Annotated in this window: 11 protein-coding genes; 9 read left to right on the forward strand and 2 right to left on the reverse strand. The window is 41.0% G+C overall.

The window, feature by feature from the left end; genetic code table 11:
• Positions 1–91 precede the first annotated feature (91 nt).
• On the forward strand, positions 92–1,030 hold the full coding sequence (locus ACI3K6_RS17045) for a DUF5692 family protein (protein ID WP_435555778.1): 939 nt from the start codon (positions 92–94) through the stop codon (positions 1,028–1,030).
• A gap of 175 nt (positions 1,031–1,205) precedes the next feature.
• Here the strand turns inward: ACI3K6_RS17045 and ACI3K6_RS17050 are convergent, their stop codons facing one another.
• Positions 1,206–1,874, reverse strand: a complete 669-nt coding sequence (locus ACI3K6_RS17050) for a YjbE family putative metal transport protein (RefSeq protein ID WP_435555779.1) — start codon at positions 1,872–1,874, stop codon at positions 1,206–1,208.
• Between the two features lie 585 nt (positions 1,875–2,459).
• A complete protein-coding gene (locus tag ACI3K6_RS17055; RefSeq protein WP_335477257.1) occupies positions 2,460–2,627 on the reverse strand; it encodes a hypothetical protein in 168 nt (55 codons plus the stop codon).
• A gap of 327 nt (positions 2,628–2,954) precedes the next feature.
• Here ACI3K6_RS17055 and ACI3K6_RS17060 point away from each other — a divergent pair, with 327 nt between their 5' ends.
• The 8 genes from ACI3K6_RS17060 to adhE all read left to right on the forward strand — a co-directional run bounded on the left by ACI3K6_RS17060 (position 2,955) and on the right by adhE (position 15,627).
• Positions 2,955–3,155: a cold-shock protein gene (locus tag ACI3K6_RS17060; protein ID WP_335477258.1), complete on the forward strand. Its 201-nt coding sequence runs from the start codon at positions 2,955–2,957 to the stop codon at positions 3,153–3,155.
• A gap of 99 nt (positions 3,156–3,254) precedes the next feature.
• Positions 3,255–3,704, forward strand: a complete 450-nt coding sequence (locus tag ACI3K6_RS17065) for a S1 domain-containing RNA-binding protein (RefSeq protein WP_335477259.1) — start codon at positions 3,255–3,257, stop codon at positions 3,702–3,704.
• A 418-nt stretch (positions 3,705–4,122) separates the two neighbouring features.
• Entirely contained in the window at positions 4,123–4,305 is a 183-nt protein-coding gene (locus tag ACI3K6_RS17070; RefSeq protein WP_435555780.1) for a Fur-regulated basic protein FbpA, read from the forward strand.
• A 491-nt stretch (positions 4,306–4,796) separates the two neighbouring features.
• Positions 4,797–11,327 (forward strand): OmpL47-type beta-barrel domain-containing protein, encoded by a 6,531-nt coding sequence (locus tag ACI3K6_RS17075; RefSeq protein ID WP_435555781.1) that lies wholly within the window; start codon positions 4,797–4,799, stop codon positions 11,325–11,327.
• An 18-nt stretch (positions 11,328–11,345) separates the two neighbouring features.
• Complete coding sequence (locus ACI3K6_RS17080) at positions 11,346–11,501, forward strand: hypothetical protein (RefSeq protein ID WP_435555782.1); 156 nt, start codon at positions 11,346–11,348, stop codon at positions 11,499–11,501.
• A 202-nt stretch (positions 11,502–11,703) separates the two neighbouring features.
• Positions 11,704–12,351 carry a fumarylacetoacetate hydrolase family protein gene (locus tag ACI3K6_RS17085; protein ID WP_435555783.1) on the forward strand — a complete coding sequence of 216 codons (648 nt, stop codon included), beginning with the start codon at positions 11,704–11,706 and terminating at the stop codon, positions 12,349–12,351.
• A gap of 147 nt (positions 12,352–12,498) precedes the next feature.
• Complete coding sequence (locus ACI3K6_RS17090; protein WP_435555784.1) at positions 12,499–12,726, forward strand: hypothetical protein; 228 nt, start codon at positions 12,499–12,501, stop codon at positions 12,724–12,726.
• A gap of 303 nt (positions 12,727–13,029) precedes the next feature.
• Positions 13,030–15,627, forward strand: coding sequence for a bifunctional acetaldehyde-CoA/alcohol dehydrogenase (adhE, locus tag ACI3K6_RS17095; protein WP_435555785.1), 2,598 nt, complete (start codon positions 13,030–13,032; stop codon positions 15,625–15,627).
• The last annotated feature ends 67 nt before the right edge of the window (positions 15,628–15,694 follow it).

Genomic DNA, 15,694 nt, shown 5'->3' on the forward strand with positions numbered 1-15,694 from the left:
ATCAACATCCTTGTGGATTTGAACGGCCAATTACGATGAATTATATTCAAAGTAAGCAAGGATTTATAACATTGTGAAGGAGGTTTCAATTATGTTTTTATTTGAACATATTCCCTGGTATTCTGTCGTGATGTGGTTCGTAGTATTAGGGGCTTTAATTCTGGTTAATGAAATGGCCCGGAGGAACAAATGGTTCTCATTATTTTTATTTCTATTGGTACCTATTGTGTTAACGATTGGAGTTTGGCCTCATACAGCAGATAAGGATTCAGGTGTAGGGACATGGTTTCATTGGGTAAAAGTTTATTCAGCATTGGCAGGCTGTTTAGGCTTCATGGCGCTCCGGTTTATTAAGGGGTTAAATACCAATAAGTACATGTTGATGTTTCCGGCATTTATTTTATCGCTAAATATTCTTGAAGCGGTCATCCGTGATTTTCAGGTTTCCGGTTTACACGGTATGATAGATGGAGTAATGATGGTTGGCGGTCCGTGGAATATCATGAATGGTATTGCTGGGATATTAAATATCGTGACAATTTCAGGTTGGATGGGCATCATTATCAGTAAAGATAAATATAGGGATATGGTTTGGCCGGATCAATTGTGGTTTTGGATTATTGCCTATGATCTTTGGAACTTTACCTATGTTTACAACTGTGTTTCAGACCATTCCTATTATGCGGGTGCAGCGTTGTTAATTTCTTGTACTATTCCTGCTTTCTTCATGAAAAAAGGAGCCTGGTTGCAACACCGCGCACAAACACTGGCAATTTGGATGATGTTTACAATGTCATTTCCGGCTTTCGTAGGGGATTCAATGTTTGCTGTTCAATCATCCCATAGTGAAGTAGCATTATGGTTCATGAGCAGTGTATCATTGGCTTCCAATATCGCTGTTTTTGTTTATCACATATATAAGATCATCAAGCATAAACGGAATCCATTAAAAGAAGAAGTGTACACAGATTTAAAACAATCTAAGGAGTTAGTGGAAAGTAATGGATATACTCCTAAAATAGCTTCGTAGATAAAGCTGGAATAAATCTGCTAATTGTAGAAATAAGAATAGGAAGAAGGCCCTCATAACTGTTATATGAGGGCTTATTTTATTTGAATTTTAACTTATCAAATAGTAAAGGACTAATGATTAGAATTTTACATAAAAAAACACCGATTAACGGTGCATGATAATGATTTATTGATTATGTTGTAGCTTTTGCTTCTTTCGCTATATTGTTCTTTATATACACAACAACTACTAAAAATATTGCCATAGCGATTGGAATGATGGAGTGTAGTGATTCAGGAATATTGATAGGAAGCAGTTCTAATCCTTTGTCTTCAACCATCATTTTACCAGCAGCATAGGTTAATAATCCTGCACCTACATAAACGATGATTGGAAATCTCTCCATCAGATTCGTTAGTAGTTTGCTTCCAAAAATAATGATAGGGATAGAAATGGCAATTCCAATAATAATCGGCAGAATTCCATCTGCAACACTAGATAACGCAATCACATTATCAATAGACATGGTGAAATCAGCAATCGCAATCGTTTTGATCGCCCCTATAACTTTATCAGATGCATTAATCTTCGTGTTTTCTTCCTCTTTGTGGGCAATTAAGTTATAGCTGATCCGCAATAAGATTAGCCCGCCTACTAATTGAAGAAATGGCAATCCTAAAAACTGAATTAAAACGGTTGCTGCTAGAATTCTTAATAAAATAGCCATTATTGTCCCACCGAAAATGGCTCGGTTCCTTAAATTCTGTGGGACTTTACTAGCGGCTAAAGCAATTACCACTGCATTATCACCCGATAACAAAATATCGATTCCGATTAAACTTAAGATTTCCAGTGCTGTCATTTCTCAGGATTACCCCCTGTGTATATGTATCTTTTTTTGAACTTCTATGAAAAAGGTATACCAAATTATTTTGGATTTAGAAATGAAAGAATTATGCCGGTTAATATGTATGATTTAAAAATAGGCATAAAAAATAAATTGATAGAACCTAATATATTTATAAAAAAGAAGCTGTATATATTATAATACTATAACGATAAGATGGATGCACCTTTGGAATAATTTAATTAATAATTAGAAAATGAGGAATTTGTGGATTATATTTCTTCAAAATGGAAGTTGAATGTGCAGGGAAATTAAGTCTTGGAGGTATTTAGTGGTATAAAGCTAACTAAGTCGGGTAAATAAGTGAATGGGTGTGGCGAAGATATTCTACCAAAGCAATTGAGGTGATTTACAAGAGTGTTTATTAAACAAAACTTGAAAATCAGCCTTAAAGGTAAAAAAAGGTGAGAGGAAGTACCGTTGTATTCTGCTTACGTACCCCAATAAGGGGTAAATAATGAGATGCCGTTAGTCAAACTCACCACCATTATTAATAACGAAATTTAAAAAAGAAGGAAGATCCCATATTCAAAAATTATATTATTCTCCTGTTAATTCTTCTTCAAAGAAAAAAGTATTTGGATATTCATTAACAATGTATGAATACCTTTTCATGTTTTTAACATACTGACATTTAGAGATTGTTACTGATTCGCCGGATTCTTTTATTTTAACCTCTTCACCAATTGAAAAAAGACTTTCCTTCATTCTCTCTCACCTTCTCTTCTATCTAAAATAGTCCAATCATAAATTGTTCGTAACGTTTTAGAGGACTTTACAATATAAGTTTGACAGAACTTCTTAATATTATCCAGTTCTTTCTCTTCAAACTGCTTTTTTATTATTTTTCACATCTTGCGAGTAAATTTACTTTTCTGTGTTATTGCAATTACTTATAAAAAGTGTTATTCTAATACAGAATTGTTTTTGTTCGGTGTTTAAGATAGGAAAAGTTGAACTTTTTGTCTAGATGATCACTGTGAACAAGGATGGTATATCATTGTGTGCTTAATGACACACTGGGAGGCAACAAAAATGGAAAAAGGTAAAGTAAAATGGTTTAACAGTGAAAAAGGCTTCGGATTCATCGAACGCGAAGGCGGAGACGATGTATTCGTACATTTCTCAGCAATCCAAAGCGAAGGTTTCAAAACTCTTGACGAAGGTCAAGAAGTAACTTTTGACGTAGAACAAGGCCAACGCGGACCTCAAGCTTCTAACGTTCATAAAGCTTAATTATTAGAAAAACAATAATAGGCAGACTCTTATTTGGGTCTGTTTTTTATTTATTATAGCCTTTTATTATTTACATTCTTGAGGGGGAAAATCATTTTTATGTCAGTTGAAGTAGGCAGCAAAGTACAAGGTAAAGTTACAGGCATTACAAATTTCGGAGCATTTGTGGAATTGCCGGATGGATCAACAGGTCTTGTGCACATAAGTGAAGTAGCAGATAGTTATGTAAAAGACGTAAATGACTTTATCAAAGTAGGCGACCAGGTTGAAGTAAAAGTAATTGGTATGAAGGATGGAAAAACTTCCCTGTCAATCAAAAAAGCAGTCGATAAACCTGAAGGACAAACCTCTTCATATTCACAGCGTCCACCACGTCCTGCTAGAGGAGATAACCGTTCTAAAGATTTTCGATCTAAGGGAAATTTTAAACCAAAGGAAAGTTTTGAAGATAAAATGGCTAAGTTTTTAAAGACCAGTGAAGAAAATTTGTCTACCCTCAAACGGAACACTGGGGCAAAACAAGGCGGTAGAGGTGGAAGACGGGGTTAATTACTTCGTTTATCACTATTGTTTCATTAGGACCGGATATGCTGTGCATATCGGTCTTTTTTTTAGGCTATGTTAAAGAACAGTGTTGATTTTTTACACTCTGTTGATTGGAGAGGAAGGTGCGAAGACTCCTCGAAAATGCTAACGCATTTCCTTCGTGCGTGGGCAAATTCTAGGAAGAAAATCAATGTCCTGTGGGAGTACGGTTCTGGAGAGACCCCGCAGGCGCAAGCGCCGAGGAGGCTCGCCGAAACGCCCACGGAAAGCGAAGCACCTGGAACGCAAATCAACAGCCAAGTTTAACAGAGTCTTTTTTAAAAAAATAATTCATACTTTACAGATAGGAATTATGGGTTTATAATTGAATTAATCTAATAAAACTATATAATCAGACCGAAAACTTGAAGGAGTGGTTTTGATGAGAAACGATGATGAAAAAAAACGCCAAAAACTGATTAATAAGCTTATTTTTTTAAATGTATATAATAAAGAAGATCAACAGCTTTATGAGATGACACTTGCTAAATTAAAATATGAATATCGAAAATATAAATTACACAATCATCCTCACGGTGAGTTTGGTTCGATTCAATGGGTATAAATTAAAAGGGACTTAGAGAATTTCTCTAAGTCCCTTTTAACATGTGTAGTTTTAGTCTTATCTAGATACTTGTTCTCCGGTTGCATCAAATTTTAATTTTGGAGGACGATTCTTGAACAATTTCGTAAGTAAAGCAAATATGTAAATCCTACTGCGGCCCAAATTCCTCCAAGAATCAATGCATGTCTATCTAAATTGGTCAAAATTAAAGCCAGCCCCAATTAGCATACGATTAAGAAGAAATAGATATCCCGAGATAGGCGCTTGTAACCTTTTTACTTTTCAAATGTTACCTCAATCTTGAAATTAACAAATTTACAAATAATTTAAAAAACGGAGAAAAACGGAGAAAAACCCTCTATTAAGAACAAAATATGTTCTTAATAACTGTTTTTTGCCTTTGTGTAATATGTAGTTTCCTGTTATTGTCGGGATGAATGCCTGTCTGCTCATAGGGGGTGGCACTAGCTTTCTAGTATATTTTAGAGGTGGTGAACAAGATTTTTCGAAAGTGGCAGAAATTTTATGCAGTATTTTTTTCCATGGTGCTACTGATCTCAGGTAATATCCCGATGGTGAGCGCCCATGGCCTTGGCCAATGGATCTGGTGGAATGAAAAAGGAGACATGACTACCCACCATTTCGGTGCCAATCAGGAAATTTGGATTCACACCGGGAAGATGCAGATCATTCCTGAATGCTCCGAAGGGAGCCCTGATGGACTAACGTCTTGGACCAATCTTTACGTGGTTCCAACCGGGAGTGTCAATGAATTGGATTATGGGAAGAAATTGGAAGACGTTTCGGGAGAACCCAATGCGGTCATGAGCTTGTCGAGCGGGATCTTTATCTCAGAATTGATAGGGACCACAGGACCCGACGGAAAAATAGGACCGGGCACGTACGACATCATCTTTGACGAGTGTCAAAATGAAAAGTTTGACCCAATCGATGGGATCATTGAAAAAGCTTTTACCGTAGAGTACACCGCGGGAGTCGTTCCTCCTCTTGATCTTACGAAAATGAAGGAGGATGCTGAAAAGGAAGCTGAACGCTGGGAAAAATACGAGAAGTGGGCAAGTAAGTTGTTTAAGTCTTCCAAAGTGATTGACGCCCATAACCCCAATGAGAAGATGGTGGATTTCCTGATGAGATCGGGTCTTCAAGATCCTCGGGATGCTGCACTTCTCCAGTTGGCTAATCAGGCAAAGCATTATAAGGGGATAGCAGCGGACCCGCCGGATCCCAATTTTCGGGAGATCGTTCCACTTGGAGCGAGACCGGCTCTCGATTTCCAAAGCAGTAATGCTGTGGACGTCGCTATGCAAAACCTAGCCAATGAGGTTACCAACGAGCAAGCAGTCACAAAGCAACTATGGGCACTCCTTGAAAAATATCAAGGGGCCCAAGCTAACGGAAGCGTTAACTGGGCAATGACTCATGTCAAGGCGCTCAACAGTAACATCGATTTGCTGCTGAACCAGATTCAGCGCACGAACCAGAGCATATCCCGTTTCAATCAGGCACTATCCACAGATCCTCGCCCGCTGACGCAAGCGATGGCAGATTTGGAGCAGTTGCGCACTCGAATCTACGATAGTGGGCTGACGGATGAGGAAGTCCGTCATCTGTTGGGATTAGGGTTCAGTGATGCTGAGATTGCAAAGTTTAAGGACGATTTTTCAAAGCAGGATTTCGCCTGGACAAAAAACGATATGCTCCAGGAAGGCTCCGCCATAATAGACGTTAATAACACGTTCGGTACTAATCTTGTAGCTTTCGGAAATCAAATCGTCAGCGTGATCAATCAACTGCTTCAGGACCCAACTCTTAATGATGAACAACCTGTTGCAAAGGCTGGCGGACCATATTCGGGGACTGAAGGGACGGAAATGACCTTTGATGGTTCCGCCTCGACGAGTCCGGTTGGAATTTCTAAGTATCAATGGGATTTGGATGGAGATGGCACCTTTGAAGATGCCGAGGGAATAACTGTAAAACACACATTTTCGAAGCCTTTCCACGGCTACATAGGGTTAAAGGTGACCGATGGAAAAGGTAATTCTAGTATCGATTATGCTGATCTTGTGATTTCAAACGTCAACCGTCCGCCAGTCATTTCCACAAGCGCTCCTGAGGGACGATTTGTAGAGCTTCATATTGGAGAAAGTAGTTCGTTTGCACTGACGGCCTCAGATGCAGACGGGGATCAGCTATCGGTGGAGTGGTTCGTGGATGGCGTTTCAAAAGGAGCACGAACTTCATTTAGCTACAACACAACTGCTACTGATGTGGGACTGCACAGGATTGAGGCTGTTGTTTCCGACACAAGTCCACTCGGGGGATCAACACGTATAGGCTGGACTGTTCAGGTGCTCAGACCATTGCCTTCGTCCATAGTGCTAAATCCAGCGAACAAGTCTTTGCGGGTAGGTGCTGAGCACACGCTGAAGGCGACCGTGCTAGACGATCAGAGCCAAGTGGTGAGGGGATTTGAAGTTAAGCTGAAAATAGAAGGTGTCAACCCGGGAACTTTGACCGCAACGACTGACAGCTCCGGGGTGGCTACATTTAGCTATGTCGGCGAACATGAGGGATCAGATACAGTGACGGCAACAGCAGCGCTACTCACATCAAATAAAGCTAATGTCTCGTGGATTTCGGCGGATAGCATTGCACCGGTGACTACAGCTTCGCTTTCTCCGGAAAAGCCGGATGGCCAAGATGGTAAATATGCCTCCCCGGTGACTGTCTCACTCAGTGCGAGTGATAATGACACGGGTGTTGCAGTAACTGAATACAGGGTAAACGGAGGAACTTGGAAGAATTATACAGGTCCTTTCTCCATTGGTACGGATGGAACATACTCGGTGGAATACCGAAGCAAAGACAACACAGGGAATGAGGAAACTGTAAAGTCTATTTCTTTTACAATCCTCTATCCAGTTGAGAACCCCGACACTGAAGCGCCAGCAACCACTGCGACCATTAATCCAACACAGCCGGACGGTAAAGAGGGTTGGTACATTTCGTCACCAGTAAAGGTTACACTAAGTGCATCTGATGACAAGTCGGGAGTCAAGGCGACACTTTTCTCATTAGATGGCGGTGATTGGAAGGATTACAGCTCCCCAGTGAGTATCTCTGCTGAAGGACAGCATAACTTTGAATACCGCAGCACTGACTATAAAGGGAACCAGGAAACGGTGAAATCCATAAGCTTCCGAATAGACACAAACAAACCTAATTTATCCTCGACACTAAATCCAGCGTCCCCGGATGGGGAGAACGGATGGTACGTAAGTCCGGTAATTCAGACGGTATCTGTATCGGACGGGGTTTCGGGTCTCTCCCATACAGATTACAGAATGGACAATGGAACTTGGCAGGCTTATTCGGACCCCATAAAGTTTAACACCGACGGAACCTATACGGTTGATGTACGGGCCGAGGATCATGCGGGAAATTCAACTTTACTTCAGACAGTTACCGTTAAAATGGACCGTGTAAAGCCGGTGACTACTGCTGTGGTGAATCCGTCAACGCCGGATGGAGCTGATGGGGACTACGCCTCAGATGTAAAAATTACGCTTTCGTCGGAGGATGGAGGCTCGAACGGTTCGGGCATTGCAAAATCAGAATACCGTTTAGACGATGAAATTTGGAAGACATATAGTGGGACACCGATAATAGTCTCTGCCACCGGAACCCACAAAGTGGAGTTCAGGAGTGTGGACAAAGCGGGGAACATTGAAGAGACAAAGAGTGTCTCTTTCGTCATCGACAAGACTAAGGCTCCCCAAGTCTTCTTCAATCCGCAGACGGGAGGACGGAACGTTGCCCTGCTTGAATCCGGGGCTACCGTTATCGCAACGTCTAGTTCGTACGACGGATTTCATACGCCACAAGCAATGCTAGATTACTCCATGGCATCATTGTATCCATGGGCTACTAGCAGTCTTACTAACCAGTATGTGAAATTTGCACTTGCAGGAAACAAGACTTTCCTGATAGACAAGGTACAAATCATGCCTCGAATCGATTATGCCAATCAGAGGGTCAAGGATTTCGAAATAGCTGTTTCCACGACGACCCCGGACAATTCGGCCTTTACAACTGTGCTGAAGGCGACAACGGCTGATAACGGGAAATTGCAGGATTTCGCACTTGAGAAGCCGGTTCTGGCAAAATACATCATGTATCGTCCGTTGAACACTCAAGGTAGCAGCACAGTCATCTCAACCCAGCAGCTAAAGGTCAACACCGGTCAGGAGGGCGGTAAAACCGTCCATTTTGACAACCTCACCTCCGTCGATACTGGAGCGACCATTGTGAGCTGGAACTGGGATTTTGGTGATAAACAGACGAGTACAGAGCAATCTCCAACCCATACTTATGAAGATCCGGGCACGTATAAGGTTACACTTACCGCAACAGATTCTAACGGCAAATCGGGCACTTACAGCTTGAATCAGACGGTATTCGAACCTGCGGTGGCGGATTTCTCTTATGAACCCGTGACGATAAACGAAGGGCAGTCTGTAACATTTACTGACACTTCCGCTCAGCCAAATGGAGGAAGTGAAGTTCAGAGAACCTGGAACTGGGGTGACAACACACCTGAAATCGTAAAGGACGGGGCAACTTCCTCAGCTTCAGTTGCCCATACGTTTAAGGACAATGGAGCTTACATGGTGAACCTGCTGATTTTGGATGACAAAGGGCAGGATGCCCGGCAGCAGAAAACCGTAACTGTCAACAATCTGCCCCCTACTGTCAACGTAACGGGCAAGCAGTATGTGAAGTCAGGCCAAAGCGTATCGTTTAACCCTACAATTAAGGATCCGGGAGGCGATACAGTCACCTGCAAATGGGATTTTGGTGACAATGCTAGTTCGAATCAATGTGCCGTAGCCCATATATATCCGACATTAGTGGACGGGGCAGAAGATAAGACCTACACGGCTAAGTTGACTGTGACAGATAAAGATGGTGCTTCTGTAACAATCACTACCGACGTAGTTGTTTACTCACCATATATCAACACCGGCTCAGCCATCACCGACAGTGATTTATACTTCAGCCGATACTGCGCGGTGGATAACGTGAGAAAACTACAGTTCACTTATGATGGGAATGTAGGTTTCTCCTTGACTACCCCACAACCGGTTTCAAAAGTTGGCTACGCTGATGGCTTAATTTTTGCACCGGATGGCGATCTTCTGTCAGGGGGAGGTAGCTATGTTTACAAGATCAACCGGGAGACAGGGGAATCGGTAAAACAGCCTGCAGGTGCAACCGCCTACCACCTTATGCTCGACAAGAGCGGCAAGAAACTTTGGGCTGCAGGTATACCTGGTTCTCTGATTGAGTTTCCGTTAGATCCAGTTTTTGGCCCAGGTACTGTCCATACGATTATCGGTGACGAGAACGCAGTAACCTCAGTGGCTTTCGATGCGGCAGGGAACGCCTTCTATACAAATAGCCGTGCTGACGGATACGGTACCTTTGGCAAGATTGACCTGACGACGTTCAAAACCACCCGTCTGCTTTCAAATGTGCAGGCGGCACACGGAATGTTCTTTGACAGCTATACAGGACACTTAATATTAGACGGTGGCAATCAATTGCTTCAGTTCGATCCAGTCACCGAAAAAGTGGTCTCAGTTTACACTTCCCCTGTTGGCGTAACGTTTGATCAGGGGGCAGCCGATGGAAAGGGACATATTTTAGTGGCTAGCAACTCCGGCCACTTGTTATTCCTTGATTATTCCAAAAGTAAGGAAGTGGGAAACCCGCATAACTTTACAGCGACTCCCTATGTGGAATCATGTATGGACGATGTGGCCCCGTTATCCGGATTTGGTTCCGTACCGCCAACTTCTATAGAGTTGACCCCATCTGTGGCAGATCATACAGTGGGAGACACCACTGAAATGAAGGCACTCGTCAAGGATGCCAAGGGTCACGTGGTTGCTGGTTATCCCGTCAACTTGAAAGTGACTGGAGCAAATGCCGGAACGTACACAGTCCTATCCAATGCGGATGGAATTGCAACTTTCTCTTACAAGGGAACTAATGGTGGAGAAGATACTGCAGTGGCCACTGCAGGGAAGGCGATTTCGGCCCCTGCTAAGGCAAAATGGAAATACCCGGCTACAGCCGTTAAATTGACTCCAGCCTCTGCGACACAAATTATTGGGGAGGAACATCAGTTGAAGGCCACGGTTTTCGACAGTCAGGACGCCCCAAAAACAGGAGTCACCATCAATCTGGAAATTACTGGAGTGAATACATCAATACTAACGGGTATAACGGATTCGAACGGAGAGGTAACCTTCTCTTACAAAGGAGGGAAGGCGGGAACAGACACGTTGACCGCTAAAGTTACAGAGGGGACGAAGGTAATTGCGTCTGACCCTGCTGAAGTTACATGGAAGCTCCGAGATTCGGAACCTCCTGTTACGACAGCAGTTGCCAATGCGGTAGATGGTCCTTCTGGAGGATGGTACCATTCCACAGTGACTTTATCTTTAACGGCATCAGACGATGTCTCTGGTGTCAAATCTATCGAGTACCGGATACCGGGTGGGGAATGGAATCTCTATACGGCTCCCCTTTCGCTCACTGAGAACGGTATCTACACGTATGAATACCGTAGCACCGACAACGATGGAAATGTGGAGACGGCGAAATCCATCATCGTGAATCTTGATAAGGCGGCACCTGTTACTCTGTACCATCTTGATCCTATTTTTTCAAAAAATAAATTGGGTCAGAGCTACATCAGTGGGTTCAATGTAAGTTTGCGAGCTTCTGATACTGGAGGATCAGGTGTTGATAAGACGTATTTTCGGATTAACGGTAGTTCCTGGCAGACTTATAATGGTTCCTTTATTGTGACCGCTGGCGTTACCCATACGGTGGAATACTATACCATCGATAAGGCCGGCAATGTCGAAGGGCCGACTAACAAAATGGATTTTGATCGAGGTGTTTTCACGGGAGCCGGCAAATACTAGTAATGGAGGATATTAGATATGGAACTGGAAAAAGTAAACTCTGAACAGCCGGCCAAAAAAGCCTGGGAAAAGCCAATTTTAGAGTCCTTAAGTATCGGCAAGACGGAATATTGGGAATTCAGGTGGAATGATGAAACCAACTTTTGGCAGAATGTGTGGGTAAGCATGAGCTAAAACTATCAATTTATCGTAGGAAAAGGAAGGAGCTCACCTAGGGGGGCACCTTCCTTTTTTGTTCAAGAAGCTCCGTTCACTGTCAGGATTGTATGATGTACACTACTGCATGTGCATTTTCTTTTTGATATTTTCTTGAAGTATTCAAGGTATGAGGTGTAAGATTTTAACTATAAATAACTTTATAAAATGAGGGATTAGCTTGAAACAATTTAATAACATTTATTGCGTTGGACGTAACTATGTCGAACATGCCAAAGAATTACAAAATGAAGTGCCGACTTCTCCGATGATTTTTTCCAAACCGACTCACGCCCTAATAGAAGCAACGGGTCAGGAAATTTCCTTGCCTGGGAATCGTGGGTCTATTCATTATGAAACAGAAATTGTGATTAGGATGGGCAGATCCTATGAAAAAGGATTAATAGTGGATGAAATGGTAGACAGTATGGCAATCGGTATTGACTTTACACTAAGGGATGTGCAAAGTGAACTTAAGAAAAAAGGGCATCCATGGTTATTGTCAAAAGGATTTCCGAATTCAGCTATTGTAAGCCAATTTATACCTTTCCCTGGAGTAGACGAAATGAAACAGATAGACTTTTCCCTTCTTAAGAACGGTGTTAAGGTGCAGCAAGGAAATATACAGAATATGATATTTGAATTACGGACTATAATAGATTTCATCGCACTTAACTTTGGTTTAGGAGAGGGAGATTTGATTTTTACCGGAACCCCAGAAGGTGTTGGCCCCATTAAAGATAGGGATCATTTAACACTATGTTGGGGAGACAACATTCTAGGAGACTGTCTGGTAAACCTAAATGAAACGAATCCGGGAGAAAACTGAAGACAATACCCCTTTAAAGGATTCCAGTTGGGTTGATCGTAACATGAATCAGCTTGTCCCTGTATCCTCACAAATGGCGTATAAGTATTTATGCTTCGGGGACGCTAAAAACGGTAGAATTGTATTATTTGCAGGGAGTGATACGTTATGATGCTTTGTGATTGGAAAGATTTTTCAACGGATGCAGATACCTATACGTTGGAAGATTTTGAAGCAACCATTGGCGACGAATTTGAAGCAATGATGTTTAAAACGAATGAAGAGATTCCGTCTTATATTTGGACCACAAATCATGTAGTAATTGTAAAAAAATATGAAAAACTTTTAACAGATATCTCCTTTGAAAAAATACCAAGAAACCCCATTTGTGAGTAATCATCTAATGTGTTTTGGATTCCATTAATTTTTTTATCCTTTTTGTATTATTGGAAAAAAGTTATATTCTTATTTTAAGGCCCATTACTTTTAGCAGTAAGGGCCTTTTATTATATACATTTACATAACAAAAATATAATATCCAATATTTAAAACTGCAAACAACTAATAAAAAGTTCTCACCTAAGTATGATAAAAAAGTACCCGGTTTATTGAAGAAGAAACTGTCTGATCAACATAAAGTTTGCACTTTCAATAACAACAAGGGTTTTTGAAACAGCAATCTTAGGAGGATTCTAAAGCATGGCAATTACCGAGAAAACAGCAGTTGGAGTACAAACTGTTTCTGAAACAATAAATGACCTAGTTTCAAAAGGGCAGAAGGCGTTAAAAGAATTTGAGGGCTTTAATCAAGAACAAATAAATAAAATTGTTCATGCAATGGTTTTAGCCGGTTTAAGTGAACATATGCGACTTGCCAAAATGGCAGTTGAAGAAACGGGTCGTGGAGTTTATGAAGATAAAATCATAAAGAATATATTTGCAACCGAATATATTTGGAATTCAATTAAAGATAATAAAACAGTTGGTGTCATTAGCGAAGATAAACAAACGGGCATAATTGAAATAGCCGAGCCGGTTGGAGTGGTTGCAGGTGTAACACCAACCACAAACCCTACATCAACCACCATGTTTAAATCGATTATTTCGATTAAAACCAGAAATCCCATTATTTTTGCCTTTCATCCTTCTGCACAAAAATGTAGCAGAGAAGCAGCTAAAATCCTTTTAGAAGCTGCAGTGAAGGCGGGGGCTCCAGAGAATTGTATACAATGGATTGAAGTTCCTTCTTTAGAGGCAACTAAAAGCCTCATGAATCACGACGGAGTGGCCCTCGTCTTAGCGACAGGTGGATCAGGGATGGTTAAATCCGCTTATAGCACAGGAAAACCGGCTTTAGGTGTGGGACCTGGTAATGTTCCTTGTTATATTGAAAAAACAGCTAAAATTAAGCGTGCTGTTAATGATGTAATCCTATCCAAGACATTTGACAATGGAATGATTTGTGCATCTGAACAGACCATTGTAGTGGATGAGGCCATATACGATGAAGTGAAAAAAGAATTTGCAGATAATAATTGTTATTTTGTTACACCAGAAGAAAAGAAAAAATTAGAAGGTCTTGTCATTAATGAAAATACTTGTGCTGTCAATGCTGATATTGTCGGTAAATCTGCCTATGAAATCGCATCATCTGCAGGTGTGAATGTACCACAGGATACCAAAATTCTCATTGTGGAATGTGAAAGTGTAGGTGAACCATTAACCAGGGAAAAATTGAGTCCTGTTCTAGCCGCCATTAAGGTAAAAGGAAAAGATGAAGGGTTCGATACTTGTCAGAAAATCCTTGAGTTTGGCGGGCTTGGACATTCTGCCGTTATTCATAGTAATGATGACGAGATTCAAAAAGAATTTGGTCTACGGGTAAGAGCTTACCGTGTCATACTAAATTCTCCTTCCACCCATGGAGGAATTGGTGATTTATACAATGCATTCATTCCTTCACTAACATTAGGATGCGGCTCATATGGTAAGAACTCAGTTTCCGCCAATGTCACTTCAGTTCATTTGTTAAATTTTAAAAAGTTAGGAAGAAGAAATAACAATATGCAATGGGTAAAACTTCCACCAAAAATCTATTTTGAACGGTATTCCACTCAGTATTTAGAAAAGATGGACCGTATTAATAAAGCCTTTATTGTTACTGATGAGGCTATGGTTAAACTGGGCTATGTAGATGTCATTAAATATCATTTAGAAAAACGAAGTGAAAGAGTCCAGATTGAAATCTTCTCGGATGTTGAACCCGATCCTTCAGATATTACAGTTTTAAAAGGTGCAGAACGCATGAGGGCATTTGATCCCGATACCATTATCGCTTTTGGTGGAGGATCTGCAATGGACGCTGCTAAAGGTATGTGGATGTTCTTTGAATATCCTGATACCTCATTGGAAGGCCCGAAACTTAAATTCCTTGATATTCGTAAACGGGCTTACAAATACCCTGAGTTGGGTCGTAAAGCACAATTTGTAGCGATACCAACAACTTCTGGAACAGGTTCAGAGGTTACTCCATTTACAGTTATTACGGATAAAAAGAACAATATTAAATATCCATTAGCTGATTATGAGTTGACACCGGATGTAGCTATTATCGACCCACAGTTCGTCACAACCGTACCAAAAAGTATTACAGCGGATACGGGTATGGATGTTTTAACTCATGCGATTGAAGCATATGTAAGTGTTTTAGCAAATGATTATACGGATGGTCTCGCCTTACAAGCAATTAAATTAGTGTTTAAATATTTACCAAGAGCTTATCGAGATGGCAATGATTTAGAGGCTCGTGAAAAAATGCATAATGCCTCAGCGATAGCAGGTATGGCATTTGCCAATGCATTCTTAGGTATTAATCACAGTTTGGCCCATAAAATCGGAGCGGAATTCCATATCCCTCACGGACGTGCGAATGCCATATTAATGCCGCATGTCATCCGATTTAACGCTAAGAAGCCAACAAAGTTTACTGCATTCCCTAGGTATGAATACTTTATCGCCGATCAACGTTATGCAGAAATAGCACGTATGTTGGGATTGAAAGCTTCTACCACCGAAGAAGGCGTTGAAAGTCTCATAACAGCAATAGTTAATTTAGGGAAAGAATTAAATATTGAAATGAGTATTGCAGCACAAGGTATAAGTGAACAAGAGTTTAAAGAAAAGCTTTCGTATTTAGCAGACAAAGCCTTCGAAGATCAATGTACAACGGCAAACCCTAAAATGCCACTTGTAAAAGAGCTTGAGGAAGTATATTTAAATGCTTTTAAAGGTGTTTAAATAGGTGGTATTAAAAATAAAAACGGAGCTGTTTTTTAGCTCCGTTTTTATTAAAACTCCATTAGAG

Origin of the sequence: Neobacillus solisequens, assembly GCF_051233465.1 — a bacterium.
GTDB lineage: Bacteria > Bacillota > Bacilli > Bacillales > Cytobacillaceae > Neobacillus.